The sequence below is a fragment of the Streptomyces vilmorinianum genome, assembly GCF_005517195.1.
Classification (GTDB): domain Bacteria; phylum Actinomycetota; class Actinomycetes; order Streptomycetales; family Streptomycetaceae; genus Streptomyces; species Streptomyces vilmorinianum.
Map to the genome: position 1 here is coordinate 6,551,996 of NZ_CP040244.1, position 14,975 is coordinate 6,566,970.

At 72.7% G+C, this 14,975-nt stretch carries 12 protein-coding genes and 1 pseudogene; 9 read left to right on the top strand and 4 right to left on the bottom strand.

From position 1 onward, the window contains the following. The first annotated feature begins 168 nt into the window (after window positions 1-168). Genes murJ through FDM97_RS30315 form a run of 5 tightly spaced genes read left to right on the top strand, consistent with a single transcriptional unit; the run spans window position 169 to window position 5,458 of the window. Window positions 169-1,827, top strand: a complete 1,659-nt coding sequence (gene murJ / locus FDM97_RS30295) for a murein biosynthesis integral membrane protein MurJ (protein ID WP_137995118.1) — start codon at window positions 169-171, stop codon at window positions 1,825-1,827. Then, entirely contained in the window at window positions 1,796-2,491 is a 696-nt protein-coding gene (locus FDM97_RS30300; protein ID WP_432816261.1) for a polysaccharide deacetylase family protein, read from the top strand. Before murJ ends, FDM97_RS30300 begins: the two co-directional genes overlap by 32 nt. A gap of 6 nt (window positions 2,492-2,497) precedes the next feature. Then, complete coding sequence (locus tag FDM97_RS30305; RefSeq protein ID WP_137993668.1) at window positions 2,498-3,631, top strand: glycosyltransferase; 1,134 nt, start codon at window positions 2,498-2,500, stop codon at window positions 3,629-3,631. Window positions 3,632-3,638: 7 nt separating this feature from the next. Next, window positions 3,639-4,319: a YveK family protein gene (locus FDM97_RS30310; RefSeq protein ID WP_137993669.1), complete on the top strand. Its 681-nt coding sequence runs from the start codon at window positions 3,639-3,641 to the stop codon at window positions 4,317-4,319. Beyond that, window positions 4,316-5,458, top strand: a complete 1,143-nt coding sequence (locus FDM97_RS30315; protein WP_137993670.1) for a GNAT family N-acetyltransferase — start codon at window positions 4,316-4,318, stop codon at window positions 5,456-5,458. The genes FDM97_RS30310 and FDM97_RS30315 overlap by 4 nt, the downstream gene beginning before the upstream one ends. Before the next feature lie 680 nt (window positions 5,459-6,138). Here the strand turns inward: FDM97_RS30315 and FDM97_RS36675 are convergent. Next, window positions 6,139-7,263 (bottom strand): annotated as a pseudogene (locus tag FDM97_RS36675) (glycoside hydrolase family 26 protein); the annotation flags it as partial. A 157-nt stretch (window positions 7,264-7,420) separates the two neighbouring features. On the opposite strand from FDM97_RS36675, the gene FDM97_RS30325 reads away from it, so the two are divergent. Both FDM97_RS30325 and FDM97_RS30330 read left to right on the top strand, forming a co-directional pair. Then, window positions 7,421-8,719 carry a carboxylate--amine ligase gene (locus FDM97_RS30325; protein WP_137993672.1) on the top strand — a complete coding sequence of 433 codons (1,299 nt, stop codon included), beginning with the start codon at window positions 7,421-7,423 and terminating at the stop codon, window positions 8,717-8,719. A 14-nt stretch (window positions 8,720-8,733) separates the two neighbouring features. Then, the gene (locus FDM97_RS30330) at window positions 8,734-9,993 is read left to right on the top strand and encodes an NAD(P)-binding domain-containing protein (protein ID WP_137995119.1); all 1,260 of its coding nucleotides are present in this window, start codon (window positions 8,734-8,736) and stop codon (window positions 9,991-9,993) included. A gap of 59 nt (window positions 9,994-10,052) precedes the next feature. Here the strand turns inward: FDM97_RS30330 and FDM97_RS30335 are convergent, their stop codons facing one another. Next, on the bottom strand, window positions 10,053-10,286 hold the full coding sequence (locus FDM97_RS30335) for a chaplin (protein ID WP_137993673.1): 234 nt from the start codon (window positions 10,284-10,286) through the stop codon (window positions 10,053-10,055). Window positions 10,287-10,485: 199 nt separating this feature from the next. Then, a complete protein-coding gene (locus FDM97_RS30340) occupies window positions 10,486-10,689 on the bottom strand; it encodes a hypothetical protein (RefSeq protein ID WP_137993674.1) in 204 nt (67 codons plus the stop codon). Window positions 10,690-10,841: 152 nt separating this feature from the next. On the opposite strand from FDM97_RS30340, the gene FDM97_RS30345 reads away from it, so the two are divergent. Continuing rightward, window positions 10,842-11,891: an LCP family protein gene (locus FDM97_RS30345; protein WP_137993675.1), complete on the top strand. Its 1,050-nt coding sequence runs from the start codon at window positions 10,842-10,844 to the stop codon at window positions 11,889-11,891. A 4-nt stretch (window positions 11,892-11,895) separates the two neighbouring features. Here FDM97_RS30345 and FDM97_RS30350 read toward each other — a convergent pair whose 3' ends face one another. Then, entirely contained in the window at window positions 11,896-13,929 is a 2,034-nt protein-coding gene (locus FDM97_RS30350) for a thioredoxin domain-containing protein (protein ID WP_137993676.1), read from the bottom strand. A 197-nt stretch (window positions 13,930-14,126) separates the two neighbouring features. Here FDM97_RS30350 and FDM97_RS30355 point away from each other — a divergent pair, with 197 nt between their 5' ends. Next, window positions 14,127-14,693, top strand: coding sequence for a Uma2 family endonuclease (locus tag FDM97_RS30355; protein ID WP_137993677.1), 567 nt, complete (start codon window positions 14,127-14,129; stop codon window positions 14,691-14,693). Window positions 14,694-14,975 lie beyond the last annotated feature (282 nt).

The following is a 14,975-nucleotide window of genomic DNA, read 5'->3' on the forward strand; positions in this document are numbered from 1 at the left end:
GCGCCGACGGAACGGCCGTGCCCCGCCGGGACCGCCACCCCCACGGCGCCGGCCGAGCAGCCCGCAGGGCGGGACACGCTGCGGCCTCCGGTCGCGGACGGCGCCCGGCCGGGAGTCACCGGGCCGGGCACCGCCCGCGGCCCGCAGGGCGGGGCCGACGGGCGGAGTATGGCGCGCGTGCGGCGGGCCGGGGCCGGGGGGTTTCTCGTGCGGGCCGCGGCCGTGACCGCGGGGCTGACCGCCGCCGGGGCGGTGCTCGGGCTCGTGCGGGATCAGATCCTGGCGCAGCTCTTCGGCGCCGGCGCGGAGACCGACGCGTTCCTGGTCGCCTGGACCGTGCCGGAGTTCGCCTCGACGCTGCTCATCGAGGACGCGATGGCGCTGATCCTCGTGCCCGCGTTCAGCCGCGCCCTGACCCGGCGCGGCGCCGTCCGAGCCCTCGTACGCTCCACGCTCCCCCGGCTCGCGCTCACCGTGAGCGCCCTCGCCGGGCTCCTCGTCATCGCCGCGCCGCTGCTCGTCGCCGCGCTCGCGCCCGGTCTTCCCGACCCGCAGCTCGCCGTCGACTGCACCCGGCTGACCGCGACCTGCGTCCTGACCTTCGCCCTCGCCGGCTACTGCTCGGCCGCCCTGCGCGCCCACGGCTCCTTCCTGCCGCCGGCCGCCATCTACGTCGCGTACAACATCGGGATCATCGGCACGATGGTGGTGCTGCGCGAGCCCTTCGGCGTACGGGCGGCCGCCGCCGGGGTCGCCGTCGGCGGCGTGCTGATGGTCGCGGTCCAAGCCCCGTACCTCCTCCGGGAGTTGCGCAGCCAGCGGCCGGCGCCGGCGACGCCGAAGGAGGCGCCGGCCGCCACGGGCGACGGCCGGCTCCTCTTCCTCGGACTCATCGCCCCGGTCATCGCCTTCACGGTCTCCCGCCAGTCCCAGATCCTCATCGAGCGCTTCCTCGCCTCGCCCCTCCCCGCCGGCGCCATCTCGCATCTGAACTACGCGCAGAAGGTCGCGCAGATGCCGATGATCCTCTCCCTGATGCTCTGCACGGTCAGCTTCCCCGTCGTCGCCCGCGCGATGGCGGCGGGCGACACGGACGGCGCGCGCCGCCGCGTCGAACGGGATCTGCTGCTCGCCGCCGTCGTCGTCCTCATCGGCGCCTCGATCGTGATCGCCGCCGCCCCGCAGATCGTCGAAGTCCTCTTCCAGCGCGGCGCGTTCGACCACGCCGACACCGCCGCGACCGCCGCCGTGATGCGCGTCTACGCCCTCGGCCTGCTCGGCCAGACGATGGTCGGCACCCTGGTCCGCTGCTACTTCTCGGCCGCGCGCCCCCTCTGGTACCCGGCCGCCGCCATGGCCGCCGGACTCGCCGTCACCGCCGTCGCCGGGGTCGCCGGCGCTCGGCTGTGGGGCGCCGTCGGCATCGCCGCCGCCAACGCCCTCGGGATCACGCTGACCGCCGTACTGATGCTGCTCGGCGCCCGCCGCCAGTCCATCCCGGTCCGTATCCGCTACCTCGGCGAGGGGACGCTGCGGCTGGCCACCGCCGCCGCCTGGGCCACCGGCGCCGGCTGGCTCTGCTCGTTCCTGATCGGCAACGCGGTCCTCTCCCTCGCCGTCGCGAGCCTGGTCACCGTCTCCGTCTTCCTGCTCTTCGTCGCCTGCGCCGCCCGTGCGCCGGACATCCCGCCCCTCACCCGTACCGCATCACGAAGGCTCGCCCATGCCCGTTGCCACGGCGCCCCGCACCGCCGCGATTCGCCGACTGCTGCCGAAGCCGCCCCCGTGGGTGGTGATGTACCACTCGATCGCCGACGCCACGGATGATCCGTACCAGGTGACGGTCTCGCCGGTGCGTTTCGCCCGGCAGCTGCACTGGCTGAACGACCGTGGCCTGCGCGGAGTCTCGGTGCGCGAGCTGCTCGCCGCGACCGCCGCCGGCCGCGCCAAGGGGCTGGTCGCCCTGACCTTCGACGACGGGTACGCCGACTTCCTCGACTCGGCCCTCCCGCTGCTGCGCCGCCACGCGTTCACCGCCACCGTCTACGTCCTGCCCGGCCGTATCGGCGGCGAGAACGCCTGGGACGGCAACGGCCCGCGCAAGCCCCTGCTGTCCGAGGACGGCATCCTGCGCGCGGCCGAGGCCGGCATGGAGATCGGCTCGCACGGCCTGCGGCACGTCTCGCTCCCGTCCGTCGACGACCTGACCCTCGCCGAGGAGACCCGCCGCAGCCGCGAGCTGCTGGGGGAGATCACCGGTACGCCGGTGGACGGCTTCTGCTACCCGTACGGAGACGTCGACGCCCGCGTGATCCAGGCCGTGAAGGACGCCGGGTACCGCTACGGCTGCGCCATCGCCCCCGGCCCGCTGACCTGCGCGCACGCGCTGCCCCGCATCCACGTCGGCGAACAGGACAGCTCCTGGCGCCTCACCGCCAAGCGCGCCCTGCACCCGCTGCGCCGCCGCTGGCCCGCCGGCGCGGAGGTCTGAGGCCCCGTGAAGGTCCTGCACATCATCACCGGACTCGGCATCGGCGGCGCCGAGCAGCAACTGCGACTGCTGCTGCGCCATCTGCCCGTCCGCAGCGAGGTCGTCACGCTCACCAACCCGGGCGCGGTCGCCCGCGGTCTGGAGGCCGACGGGGTCCCGGTCGCGCATCTCGGCATGGCCGGCAACCGGGACCTCGGCGCGCTGCCCCGGCTCGCGGGGATCGTCCGCCGGGGCCGGTACGACCTCGTCCACACCCACCTGTACCGGGCCTGTGTGTACGGCAGGATCGCCGCCCGCCTCGCCGGGGTCCGTACGGTCCTCGCCACCGAGCACTCGCTCGGCGACACCCAGATCGAGGGCAGGCCGCTCTCCGCCGGCACCCGCGCCCTCTATCTCGCCACCGAACGGCTGGGCACCGGCACGGTCGCCGTCTCGCCCAGCGTCGCGCGTCGGCTGGAGAAGTGGGGCGTGACCCCCTCCCGTGTCCATGTCGTCCCCAACGGCATCGAACGGGCGCGGTTCGGCTACGACGAGGACGCGCGCCGGATGACAAGAACGGTGCTCGGTCTGCCGGAGGACGCGTTCGTCGTCGGCGGGGTGGGACGCCTCGTCCCGGGAAAGCGGTTCGACCGTCTCGTCCGGGCCGTGGCGGCGATGCCCGGGGCACGGCTGCTGCTGGTCGGCGAGGGCGAGGAGCGCGCGCGTCTGCTCGGCCTGGCCCGCGCGTGCGGTGCGGCCGACCGGGTGCTCCTCGCGGGCGCCTGCGAGGACCCGCCGTCGGTGACCTCGCAGGGCCCCGGACTGCCCGCGCTGCTCGCCGCGATGGACGTCTTCGTCTCCACCTCCCCCGACGAGTCCTTCGGGCTCGCGGTCGTCGAGGCGCTGGCCGCCGGGCTTCCGGCGCTGTACGTCGCCTGCCCCGCGATCGACGACCTGCCGCCCGACGCGGCCCCGGGAGCCCGGCGGATCGGCGCGTCCGTACCCGAACTGGTCTCGGCGCTGGGCGGCATCCGGGACGCCCGCCTCGCCCGGCTGCCGCAGCCCGCCGCTGCCCACCGCTACGACATCGCCCACAGCGCACGGCAGTTGATGTCCCTCTACGAACAGGCCGTCCACGGCACCCCTCTCCTCGCGAAGTGAGACACCCATGAGCTCCAGCACACTGCCCTTGCAACGCTCGCCCCTCCTGAAGGCTCTGCGCAGGCCCCGCCGCTGGTGGGTGCTGCCCGCCTCCGTGCTGATCGGCGCCACGCTCGGCGGCGGCTACGGGGTCCTGAAGACCCCGCAGTACGCGGCCACGAGTTACGTCATCGTGGTCCCCGGCGAGAAGTCCGACCCGGCCGCCGCCCTCGGCTTCGCCCAGGCGTACGGAAGGGTCGCCACCGACATCGCGGTGACCGGCGACGCGCAGGTGTGGGCCGGGGTCCCGGCCGAGACGCTGCGTTCGAGCGTGCAGGCGGCCACCTCGCCCGACGCGCCGATGATCGCCATCACCGCACGGTCGGCCAAGCCGGGCAAGGCCGTCTCCATGGCGGACGGCGTCGCCCGCGCCCTGGTCCTCGACAGCACCCACGCCGCGGCGAACACGGGTGTGAAGGTCGTCCAGTTCTCCCGGGCGACCAAGCCCACCGACCCGGTCTCCCCCTCCGCCCCGCTCTCGGCGCTGGTCGGCGGCTGCGCGGGCGGGCTGCTCGGCGGCCTGGCGCTGCTGGTGCGACCCGCGCGCTCGGCACGCGCGGAGGCCCGGCACTCGCGGCAGCCCTCCGCGGCCGCCGCGGTGCCCGGACCGGCGGCCCAGGCGCACCAGCCGGAACCGGAGGCGGTGTGACGGCGGGCGGCCTGAGGAGCGAGATCTGCCGGGACGGAGCGGAGTTCGGCCGGCTCGGCGCGCGGTGGGCGTCGCTGTACGCCCGCTGCTCGACGGCCACCCCGTTCCAGTCCCACTCCTGGCTGCACTCCTGGTGGGTCTCGTACGGGACGCCGGGCGCGCTGCGCGTGGTGCTCGTACGGCGCGAGGACGGCGAACTGGTCGCCGCCGCGCCCCTGATGCGCGCCCGCGGCCCGCTCCCGGTCCTCACCCAGCTCGGCGGCGCGATCACCGACTTCACCGACGTCCTGCTCGACGACGCGTGCCCGCAGGCCGCGCCCGCGCTGGCCCGGGCGCTGGCGCGGGCGGCCCGGGGCGCGGTGATCGATCTGCGCGAGGTGCGGCCGGGGGCGGCGGCGGAGCGGGTCTTCGCCGGCTGGCGCGGCCCGCGCCGGCGGCTGGCCGACTCGCTCTGCCTGGAGCTGCCCGCGGTGCCGATGGACGCCCTGCTCGAACGGATCCCGTCGGGGAAGGCCCAGCGGGTGCGCGCCAAACTGCGCAAGCTGGACGCGCTCGGCATCGACGAGCACATCGTGACCGGTGAGGAGGTGCCGGCCGCCCTCGAACGGCTGCTGAAGCTCCATCAGCTTCAGTGGCAGGGGCGGGGCGTGACCGTGGAGCACACCAGCGACCGGTTCGCGCAGCATCTGGCGCGGGCCGTGCGGCCGATGGTCGAGTGCGGGGACGCGCGGGTGACCGAGTTCCGGCTCGCCGGTGACGTCGTCGCGGCCGATCTGACACTGATGTCGCCGCGGCTCGCGGGCGGGTATCTGTACGGGGCGGATCCCGTGCTGCGCGCGCGGAAGATCGACGTGGCGACGATGCTGCTGCGGCACGGGGCCCGGGAGACCAGCGCGAGCGGGCGGGCCACGCTGAGCATGCTGCGGGGCACCGAACCGTACAAGCAGCACTGGCGGCCGGAGACCGTCCCGAACCAGCGGCTGATACTGGCGGCGGGGCCGGGTACGGCTCCACTGCTGTGGCTGCGGGCGGGCGCGGCGAACGGGCGGCGCTGGGCGGCCCGGCAGACGCGGGAGCGGGCCTGGGTGGGGCGGGCGGTGAGCCGGCTGCCGGGACGGACGAACGGCGGCGGAGGATGAGCTCCTCCGCCGCCGTGGGGGGGCGACTTCTTCGGTGACCTGGGAGGTCAGAAGGGCCAGACGCCGTTCAGCATCTCCTTCCAGCCGTCGCTGGTGCTGACGATGTCGCTCTTGTCCACGGTGTCGACCTTCCCCGTGGGAACGCAGACGGGTCCGCCGATCCAGCTCTCGACCCACGAACCGAGGTTCACGGTCCAGCAGTCCGGCTTCGGCTCGGGCTTCGGCTCGGGCTTGGGCTCGGGCTTCGGCTCGGGCTTGGGTTCCGGCTTGGGCTCGGGCTTCGGTTCCGGCTTGGGCTCGGGCTTCGGCTCGGGCTTGGGTTCCGGCTTGGGCTCGGGCTTGGGCTCGGGCTTCGGCTCGGGCTTGGGCTCGGGCTTCGGCTCGGGCTTGGGCTCGGGCTTGGGCTCGGGCTTCGGCTCGGGCTTCGGCTCCGGCTTGGGCTCGGGCTTCGGTTCCGGCTTGGGCTCGGGCTTCGGTTCCGGCTTGGGCTCGGGGATTGTGGGGACCTCGGGAGCATCCGGCTCCATCGGCTCCTCGGGCTCCACGGGCTCTTCCGGCTCATCGGGCTCCGTCGGCTCGTCGGGAGCCTCAGGCACCTCGGGGATCTCGGGGATCTCAGGGATCTCAGGGATCTCAGGGATCTCAGGGAACTCGGGGAAGTCGGGGAAGTCGGGGAAGTCCGGCTCCGTCGGCTCCTCGGGAACCTCCGGTACCTCGGGAACCTCAGGCTCCGTCGGCTCCGTCGGCTCCGTCGGCTCCGTCGGCTCCTCGGGAACCTCCGGTACCTCCGGAGCATCCGGCTCGAGGCCGGCGAGCATCTGCCGGAACACCTGCGACGACTTCGGGTTGTCGTCGCACTGCCAGACGCCGTGCGGGCAGTAGTCCGTGATCGTGTGATACAGCGGCTTGTGCTCGTTCATCCATTCGAGCATCCGCCGCATGTAGACGGCGTTGTCCCCGTTCCGGAAGAGTCCCCATTCCGGATAGGAGATCTCCTTGCCGTGCTCGGCCGCGAATTCCACCTGCTTCCGCAGCCCGTACGGCTCGTTGACGTGCTGGTCGAAACTGGAGCCCGGCGGCTGGTCGTACGAATCCATGCCGATGATGTCGACCACGTCGTCACCCGGATAGCATTCCGTCCACGGAATGGCGTCCCTCCCCCGGCTCGGATTGAAGTCGAAGCGGAACTTCTCTCCGGGAACGGAGCGCATCGCGGTGACGATCCGGGTCCAGTATTTCTTCCAGGCCGTGGGATCCGGCGCGCACCGATGGGTGTACGTCGTGCCGTTCATCTCCCAGCCGAGGACGATGACGGTGTCGTTCGCCTTCAGGCCGACCAGCCGCTCGGCCAGCGTCCGGAAGTGATGGTCGTAGTACCCCGCCGCGCCGAGCTGGAGCTGGCGGCGGACCTCGTAGTCCGAGACCCCGGCCTCGTTCCGCTCCAGCATCGGCACGTTCAGGACGAACAGCCGGTCGGCCCGCTCGTTGCGCCACTTCGCCCAGGCGTCCAGGAAGCCCGGAGGGCTCTCGATGTTCGACCAGAGGTCGCCGGGGAGGTACGTGTGGCCGACCCGGAGCTCCTGCCCGCCGAGCCACCGCTCCAGCTGACCGATCCGGCCGACACCCTCCGGTCCCGACTGGAGGAACGCGCCCAGTGCGGTGGACAGAGTCGGAGCGGGGTCCCGGGTCGTTACGGATTCGGCGGCGTGAGCCGGCGAGGACAGCACGACCGAACCCGATGCGAGGAGACCTGCGGTGAACACCCCCAGCCAGGCTCTCGACGTTCTCCGCTTTCGGTTGGCCATGGCCACTCCTTCACTCTCTGCGCCTCTTGATGATCCGTCAATCCGATACTCAGAAAGTATTCCTAATAAGCCGACCGTGAACTCGGCTCCGATCTGATCAGTAGTCCATTGGTGTATTTCATCGCCCAGTTGGGGCACCCGAGATCAAGGACATGCCGTGCCGAGCTTTGACACCCGCGTCCCCGCCGTGCTCGTGCGGCTCGACCGGAACCCTTTTCATCACGGCACGCTCGGCGCCGCGCGGTCCCTGGGAAGAGCGGGCATTCCGGTCCACGCCGTCCTGGAATCGCTCACCAGTCCGGCCGCCCGCTCCCGCTACGTCCACGGCGTCCATCTGCGTCCGGCCACCGCCTCCCCCGCCGACCTCGCCCGCCTCCTGCTGCGGCTCTCCGACGAGATGGCCGCCGCCCCCGCGCTCCTGGTGCCCCTGGACGACGTCAGCGCCCTCGCCCTGGCCGCCGCCCGCGCCGAGCTGACGGGCCGCTACCTCCTGCCCGAGCAGTCGTCCGAGCAGCTCGCGCGGGTGGCCGACAAGGCCGCCCTCGCGGAGACCTGCCGTGCGCTCTCCCTCCCCCACCCCCGTACCGAGATCCCCGACAGCGCCGACGAGGCTGCCGCGCTGGCCTGGTCGCTCGGGCTGCCGGTCGTCGCCAAGTGGAGCCGCCCCTGGCTGCTCCCGGCCGGCAGCGGGCTGCGCAGTACCTCGATCGTGCGTTCGCTCGCCGAGGTCCGTGAGCTGTACGCCCGTACGCCCGAGGCCGGCAGCCGCCTGTTGCTCCAGCGGCTCCTGCCGCCGGGGCGCGACCTGGACTGGTTCTTCCACGGGTACGCGGACTCCGCCGGGCGCTGCTCGGCCGGGGCCACCGGGCGCAAGGAGCGGTCGTGGCCGGACGGGGCCGGGCTCACGGCCGTCGGCCGCTGGACCGCGAACCCGGTGATCGAGCGGACGGCCGGCGAGCTGCTGGCCGCGCTCGGCTACCGGGGCGTGTTCGACCTGGACTTCCGCCTCGACCGCTCCACCGGCGCGTACCACCTGCTCGACTTCAACCCGCGGCCCGGCGCCCAGTTCCGGCTCTTCGCGGACGCGGGCGGGCTCGACGTCGTCCGCGCGATGCACCTGGACCTCACCGGACGCCCCGTCCCGGCGCACTCCCCCTCGTACGGCCGCCGGTTCGTGGTCGAGAACTACGCGGCGCTGTCCGTGCTCGCCTCTCCCCGCAGGCGGTACGCGGCGGAGCCCGGCGCCTCGCGAGGGCGGACCGAGACGGCCTGGTTCGCCGCCGACGACCTCGCGCCCGCGCTCGCCATGGCCCGCGCCTGGCTCTCCCACGCCCTGCGCAGGGGGCTGGTGACGATCCGTCGACTTGTTCTCGGGTCCGGCCGACGCCCGCGCGCGGTGACGCCCGTGGCGCCCCCGGCGGCCCGTACCCCCTCCCGGCAGATGAACCGACGATGAAGACGGAAGGCACGATGTACGACCTGGTGATTGTGGGAGCCGGACCCTACGGACTGTCCGTGGCCGCGCACGCGGCGGCCCACGGGCTGAACCTGCGGACCTTCGGCCGCCCGATGGAGTCCTGGCACGCCATGCCCTCGGGCATGTTCCTGAAGTCCGAGCCGTGGGCCTCCCACCTCTCCGACCCGCGCGGCGCGTACGGACTCGACGCCTACGCGGCCACCCGCGGCGTCCGCGCCGAGCACGGCGTCCCGCTGCCCGTCGGCTTCTTCGCCGACTACGGCGACTGGTTCGCCCGTCAGGCGGTCCCCGCGCTCGACGAGCGGTTGATCACCTCCGTCGCCCCGCACTCCGAGGGCTTCGAGGTGGTCACGGAGGACGGCGAGACCCTCCGTACGCGGACGGTGGCGCTGGCCGTCGGCGTCCTGCCGTTCATGGAGATCCCCGGCCCCCTGCGCGAGCTGCCGCGCCGGTACGTCACCCACAGCAGCCACCACGGCGAGCTGGACGGCTTCGCGGGACAGGACGTCACGGTCGTCGGCGCCGGCCAGGCCGCCCTGGAGACCGCCGCGATCCTCACCGAACAGGGCGCGCACGCCCGGATCCTGGCCCGCTCGGACCGGCTGAACTGGAACACGCTCCCGCCGGCCCTCGACCGCGGCCCGTGGCAGTCGCTCCGCGCCCCGCACACGGGCCTGGGCTGCGGCTGGCACAACCGGCTGTACGCGGACACGCCCGGCCTCTTCCGGCGGCTGCCGGCACGGACCCGGGAGCGGATCTTCGACTCGGCGCTCGGCCCGGCGGGCGCGTGGTGGCTGCGCGAGCGGTTCGCGGCCGTCACCGACGTACGCCTCGGGCAGCGGATCGTCTCGGCGGCCCCGACCGCCGACGAGCGGCTGCGGCTCGAGGTGACCGGGCCCGGCGGCGGGACGACCGTCCTGGAGACCGACCATGTCATCGCGGCGACCGGCTTCACACCGAGCCTGGGCAGGGCCGGGGTTCTCGCGCCGGGGCTGCGGGGTTCGCTGCGCACGGTGGGCGCGGGCGGGGCGCCGGAGGTGGGGGCGCTGTTCGAGTCCTCCTGGCCGGGGCTCTTCCTCGCGGGGCTGCTCACGGCACCTTCGTACGGTCCCTCGATGCGGTTCGTGTTCGGTGCCGGCTACACCGCAGGGCGCCTCGTGCGGGGTGTGCGGCAGCGGCTGCGGGCGACGGGCCGGGGCACGGTCGGCCGTCCGCGCTCCGGCGAGGAGCGGACGCCGGCCGCCCGGGCATGAGAAAGGCCGGTCCCGCGGGGCGTCGTGGACGTTCCGCGGGACCGGCCCTGAGCGACCCGTCAGGCGTTGACGCAGACGTTGCCGTAGGCCGGGTTGAGCGCCGCGATGACGTTCACGGTGTTGCCGCAGACGTTGATCGGCACGTGAATCGGAACCTGGACCACGTTGCCGGACAGCACGCCCGGCGAACCGATGGCCGCACCGTGCGCGTCGGCGTCCGCCATCGCGGGGGCGGCCGCACCCAGGGCCATGAACAGACCGGCGACGACGACCGCAGCCTTCTTACACTTCATTTCGTCTAAGTCCTTTCCGCGGCGGACGGAATTCCACGGATTTCGTGAATCTCGGACGCATTCAAGCGTCCGATCTCCGCCGCACACATCACAACGACCGTGCCACGAAAAGGAAACCGGTCGATCGTCCGACGGGCGGTTTTCACTCCATCGCGTCGGGCGAATTCCGCCAGACGCCGCGCGTTCGGCGGAACGCGGCTCAGCGCGGCCAGACCGGCATCGAGATCAGCCGCTCCCACTCGCGGTCCGGCAGCCCCGGCACGGTGCGACCTGCCATCGCCCACTGCTGGACCAGCGAGGAGTAGACGGGGAACGGGCCCCGGTCGGCAGGTGGCGGGTCCGCCACATAACGGCTCTTCGGAATGAAGGCCAGCCGCTCCCATTTCCCGGGGTCGGGTGCCATCTTCCCCTCCCATCCGATGCGGTTCCCGCATCATTTCACAGACCCCGCAGGAGAGTGATTCGACCGGCCCGGGTCGCGTCGCGAACCTGTGTGCGACCGTCCGCGGCATACCGTTCGGGCATTCTGTTTCCGAGCCTCGGTGGTGAGTGCCTGTGTCCGTCAGGAAATTCCCGCGGCCGCGACGGCTGCTGCTCGTCTCGGCGGCGCTCGTCGCCCTCGGCTCCGGCGCGCTCGGCTCCGGCGCGCTCGCCGGGGCCCCGCCCCTGCCGTACCCCAAGGACGGACTCAACATCCTGGTGGTCGGGGTCGACAGCCGGGCGGGCCTCTCGGCGGCGGAGTTGAAGAAGTACCACGCCGGCGGCAAGGGCTGCGACTGCACCGACGTGATGATGCTCGTGCACGTCTCCGCCGCCAACGACCGGGTCAGCGCGGTCAGTCTGCCCCGCGACTCGCTCACCGAGTTCCCCGTCCAGCACATCGACAGGCGGACGGGTGCGGTGCACGCCCCGCACGCCGCGAAGATCAACGCGGCTCACACGGAAGGCGGGCCGGCGCTCACCATCGAGACCGTCGAGCGGATGACGGGCACCCCCGTCCACCGCTATCTCGAGATCGACTTCCGTCGCTTCATCGACGGCGTGAACCGGATCGACGGCGGCGTGCCGATCTGCACCGAGGAGCCGCTCAAGGACCCTGCCACCGGGCTCGACCTGGCCCCGGGGACGAAGAACGTCCAGGGCGGCGAGGCGCTGCAGTACGTACGTTCGCGGCGCGCGGACGGGAAGATGGACTTCGGCCGCATGCAGAAGCAGCAGAAGTTCGTGGCCAACACCCTCAAGACGATCCGGGCGGACCTGGTCGGCGACCCCGCCGGGCTGCGGCTGCTGGCCTCGACCCTGCGCGGCACGGCGAAGGCCGAGCGCTCCCTGTCCGTGACCGAGATGCTGACCCTCGCCGCGCGGCTGCGGAACGTCACCCCCGCCGGCACGGAGTTCGCGACCGTGCCGGTCCGCGCCTTCAACCCCGTCGTCCAGGGCGTGGGGTCCACGGTCGCCTGGGACGAGGAGCACGCGGCCGAGATCTTCAAGGCAGTGCGCGCCGACCGGCCGCTGCCCAAGGCGCGCCCCGTATCGACGAGCACCATCCCGAAGGGCCTCGGCGACTACCGGCCGGCCGGCGGCGCCTCGCTCGTCTGCCCGTAGTCGCTCAGCGGGAGAGCGTACGGGCCAGCTCGGCCGGGTCCGTCGTCGGCGCGTCGCAGGTGAAGTGCCGGCAGACGTACGCGGCGGCTCCCCCGTCCACCAGCGGACGGTCCTTCAGCAGCGGGAACTCCTCGCTGTCCGGGGCGCCGAAGGCGACGACCGCGCCGGGGGCGGCGGCCAGCAGCGCGGTCCGGTGCAGCGCGCGGGCGCGGTCGTCGCCGCCGGGGCCATCGGGACCGACCACCGCGATCTCGCGCGGCCCGTCGAGGAGGGCCTCGGCCGTGGCCAGGCCCCAGCCGATGAACCGGGGTGCCCGCGGCCCCAGGGCCTTGACCACGGCCAGCGCGCCCTCGGCGGCGGCGCGGTGGGCCTCGGAGCCGGTGTGGGCGGCGTACGAGAGCAGGGCTCCGGCGGCGGCCGTCCAGCCGGAGGGGGTCGCGTTGTCGGTGGGGTCCTGGGGCCGGCGGATCAGCGGCTCGGCGTCGTGGGCCGTGTCGTACAGCGCCCCGCCCTCGGCGACGAACTGGTCGAGGACGATGTCCAGGAGGAAGCCCGCGAACTCCAGCCAGACCCCCTCGCCCGTGACGCCGGCGAGCGCGAGGAAGCCCTCGGCGACATCGGCGTAGTCCTCCAGGACCCCGGCGTTGGCGCCGGCCTTGCCGTCCCTGGAGGTGCGAAAGAGCCGGGCGCCCTCGCCCATGTGGAGCCGTACGAGCAGGTCGGCGGCCTCCGTCGCCCGCTCGACCAGGTCGGGGCGGTCGAAGAACGCGCCGGTCTCGGCGAGGGCCGCGATCGCGAGGCCGTTCCAGGCGGCGACGATCTTGTCGTCGCGGCCGGGACGCTCGCGCCGGTCACGGGCGGCGAGCAGGCGCTGCCGGATCGAGGCGATCCGGTCGGCGTCGGCGACACCCGCGTCCTGCGGGAGCTGGAGGACGGAGGCGCCCTCCTCGAACGTGCCCTCCTCCGTGACCCCGTAGTACGAGGCGGCGTAGTGGGCGTCCTCCTCGCCGAGGACGGCGCTCAGCTGCTCCGGTGTCCATACGTAGTACGCGCCTTCGACGTGCTTCCCCGTGCCGTCGTCGGAGTCCGCGTCGAGCGCGGAGGCGAAGCCGCCCTCGGGGGTGCGCAGTTCGCGGACCATGAAGTCCGCGGTCTCCAGGGCGACCCGGCGGGCCAGGTCGCTGCCGGTGGCCCGCCACAGACGCGCGTACACGCGGCACAGCAGGGCGTTGTCGTACAGCATCTTCTCGAAGTGCGGGACGACCCACTCGCGGTCCACCGCGTAGCGGGCGAAGCCGCCGCCGAGCTGGTCGTAGATGCCGCCGCGGGCCATCGCCTCGCAGGTGTCGGCGGCCATCTGCAGCGCGCCCTCGGAGCCGGTGCGGGCGTGGTGGCGGAGCAGGAACTCCAGCGCCATCGACGGCGGGAACTTGGGCGCGCCGCCGAAGCCGCCGCTGCGGCTGTCGTAGTCGCGGGTGAGGCCGAGCAGCGCCTGGGCCAGCTCCTCCTCGCCGGGCACGCCCTCACCGCCGAACGCGAGGGACCGGGCGGACAGGTCCTTGACGATCCTCCCGGCGACCTCGCCGACCTCGTCACGGCGGTCGGTCCAGGCGCGGGAGACGCCGTCGAGGACATCGCCGAAGGAGGGCATGCCGTGCCGGCTCTCGGGCGGGAAGTACGTACCGAAGTAGAACGGCTCGGCGTCGGGGGTGAGGAAGACCGTCATGGGCCAGCCGCCCTGTCCGGTCGCCGCCTGGACGGCCTCCATGTAGACGGCGTCGACGTCGGGGCGCTCCTCGCGGTCGACCTTCACGGCGACGAAGTGCTCGTTGACGTAGGCGGCGGTGGTGTCGTCCTCGAAGGACTCGTGGGCCATCACATGACACCAATGACACGCAGAGTATCCGACTGACAACAGAACGGGTACATCGCGCCGTTTCGCTTCTTCGAACGCCTCGGGTCCCCACGGCCACCAGTCGACCGGATTGTCGGCGTGCTGAAGCAGATAAGGCGAGGTCATACCAGCCAACCGGTTCATACGCCCCAGCCTCTCACAGCGCCTCGCGCGGCCGGTGAAACCCTGGCGAGCCCGCCCCACTTGGCCGAATTGCACTTGTGCGCCATCACGTGGTGGGCGACTCCTTCCCCTTCCGAGTCGGGCGACCCGGCACCTCGGAACAGTAGGCTGGGCGGAGCAGAACCGGACCTGCCGCGGCTCCTCGAAGGAGGTACACCATGACCGCCGAGATGGTGGCGCCCGCGTGGATGCATTCGCAGATCAGCGCGGAGCAGTACGACTCCTGGTCCGAGGAGCAGTGCGCCGGCATCGAGATCGTGGACGGGATGGTCGTCGTGAGCCCGAGCGCCTCGAAGCGGCACAACCGGCTGGCGCGGATCCTCGCCAATGCTCTGGACGCAGCCGCAGGCCCGGACTGGAACGCGGACACGGACTTCGACGTCCGACTGCAGGACGTTCCGCTCACCAACCGCCGCCCTGACGTCATCGTCTACCGGGCGGAGACCATCGATCTCACGCCCACCCGACCCGAGCACGTGCTCTTGGTCGTCGAGGTCGTGTCGCCCGGCTCGGAGACCACCGACCGGATCGTGAAGGTGGACCAGTACGCCAAGGCCGGCATCCCCTTCTACTGGCGGGTCGAGCAGGCCGCCACCGGGGTCCCGATCGTCTACACCTACGTGCTCGACCCCGCCACCAGGACTTACAGGGACGGCGAGATGTTCACCGGCACGGTGAAGGCCACCGCGCCTTTCTCCATCACAGCCGATCTTGGGGTCATGTAAGGGCGGAGAGGTCTCCCGCTTTCGACAGCTGACCGATAGCGCTCGGCTAGTCGTTGTTCGCGGACCGATCGGAACATTCCCCGCCTCCGAGCCAGATGCACCACCTGCGGATGCCATCCCAGCTCGTAAGCGATCGTTTAGCCGTGCCCGGTCAGGAACTGATCAAGGTCACGTTGACGGAAGATCGCACCGCCGGGGCACCTACCTACGAAACTGACCCAGGTCTCGGCATCCGGTTGCGGTTCATCGACGCGAACGGGCTACGACTGCCCCGTCTTGCCA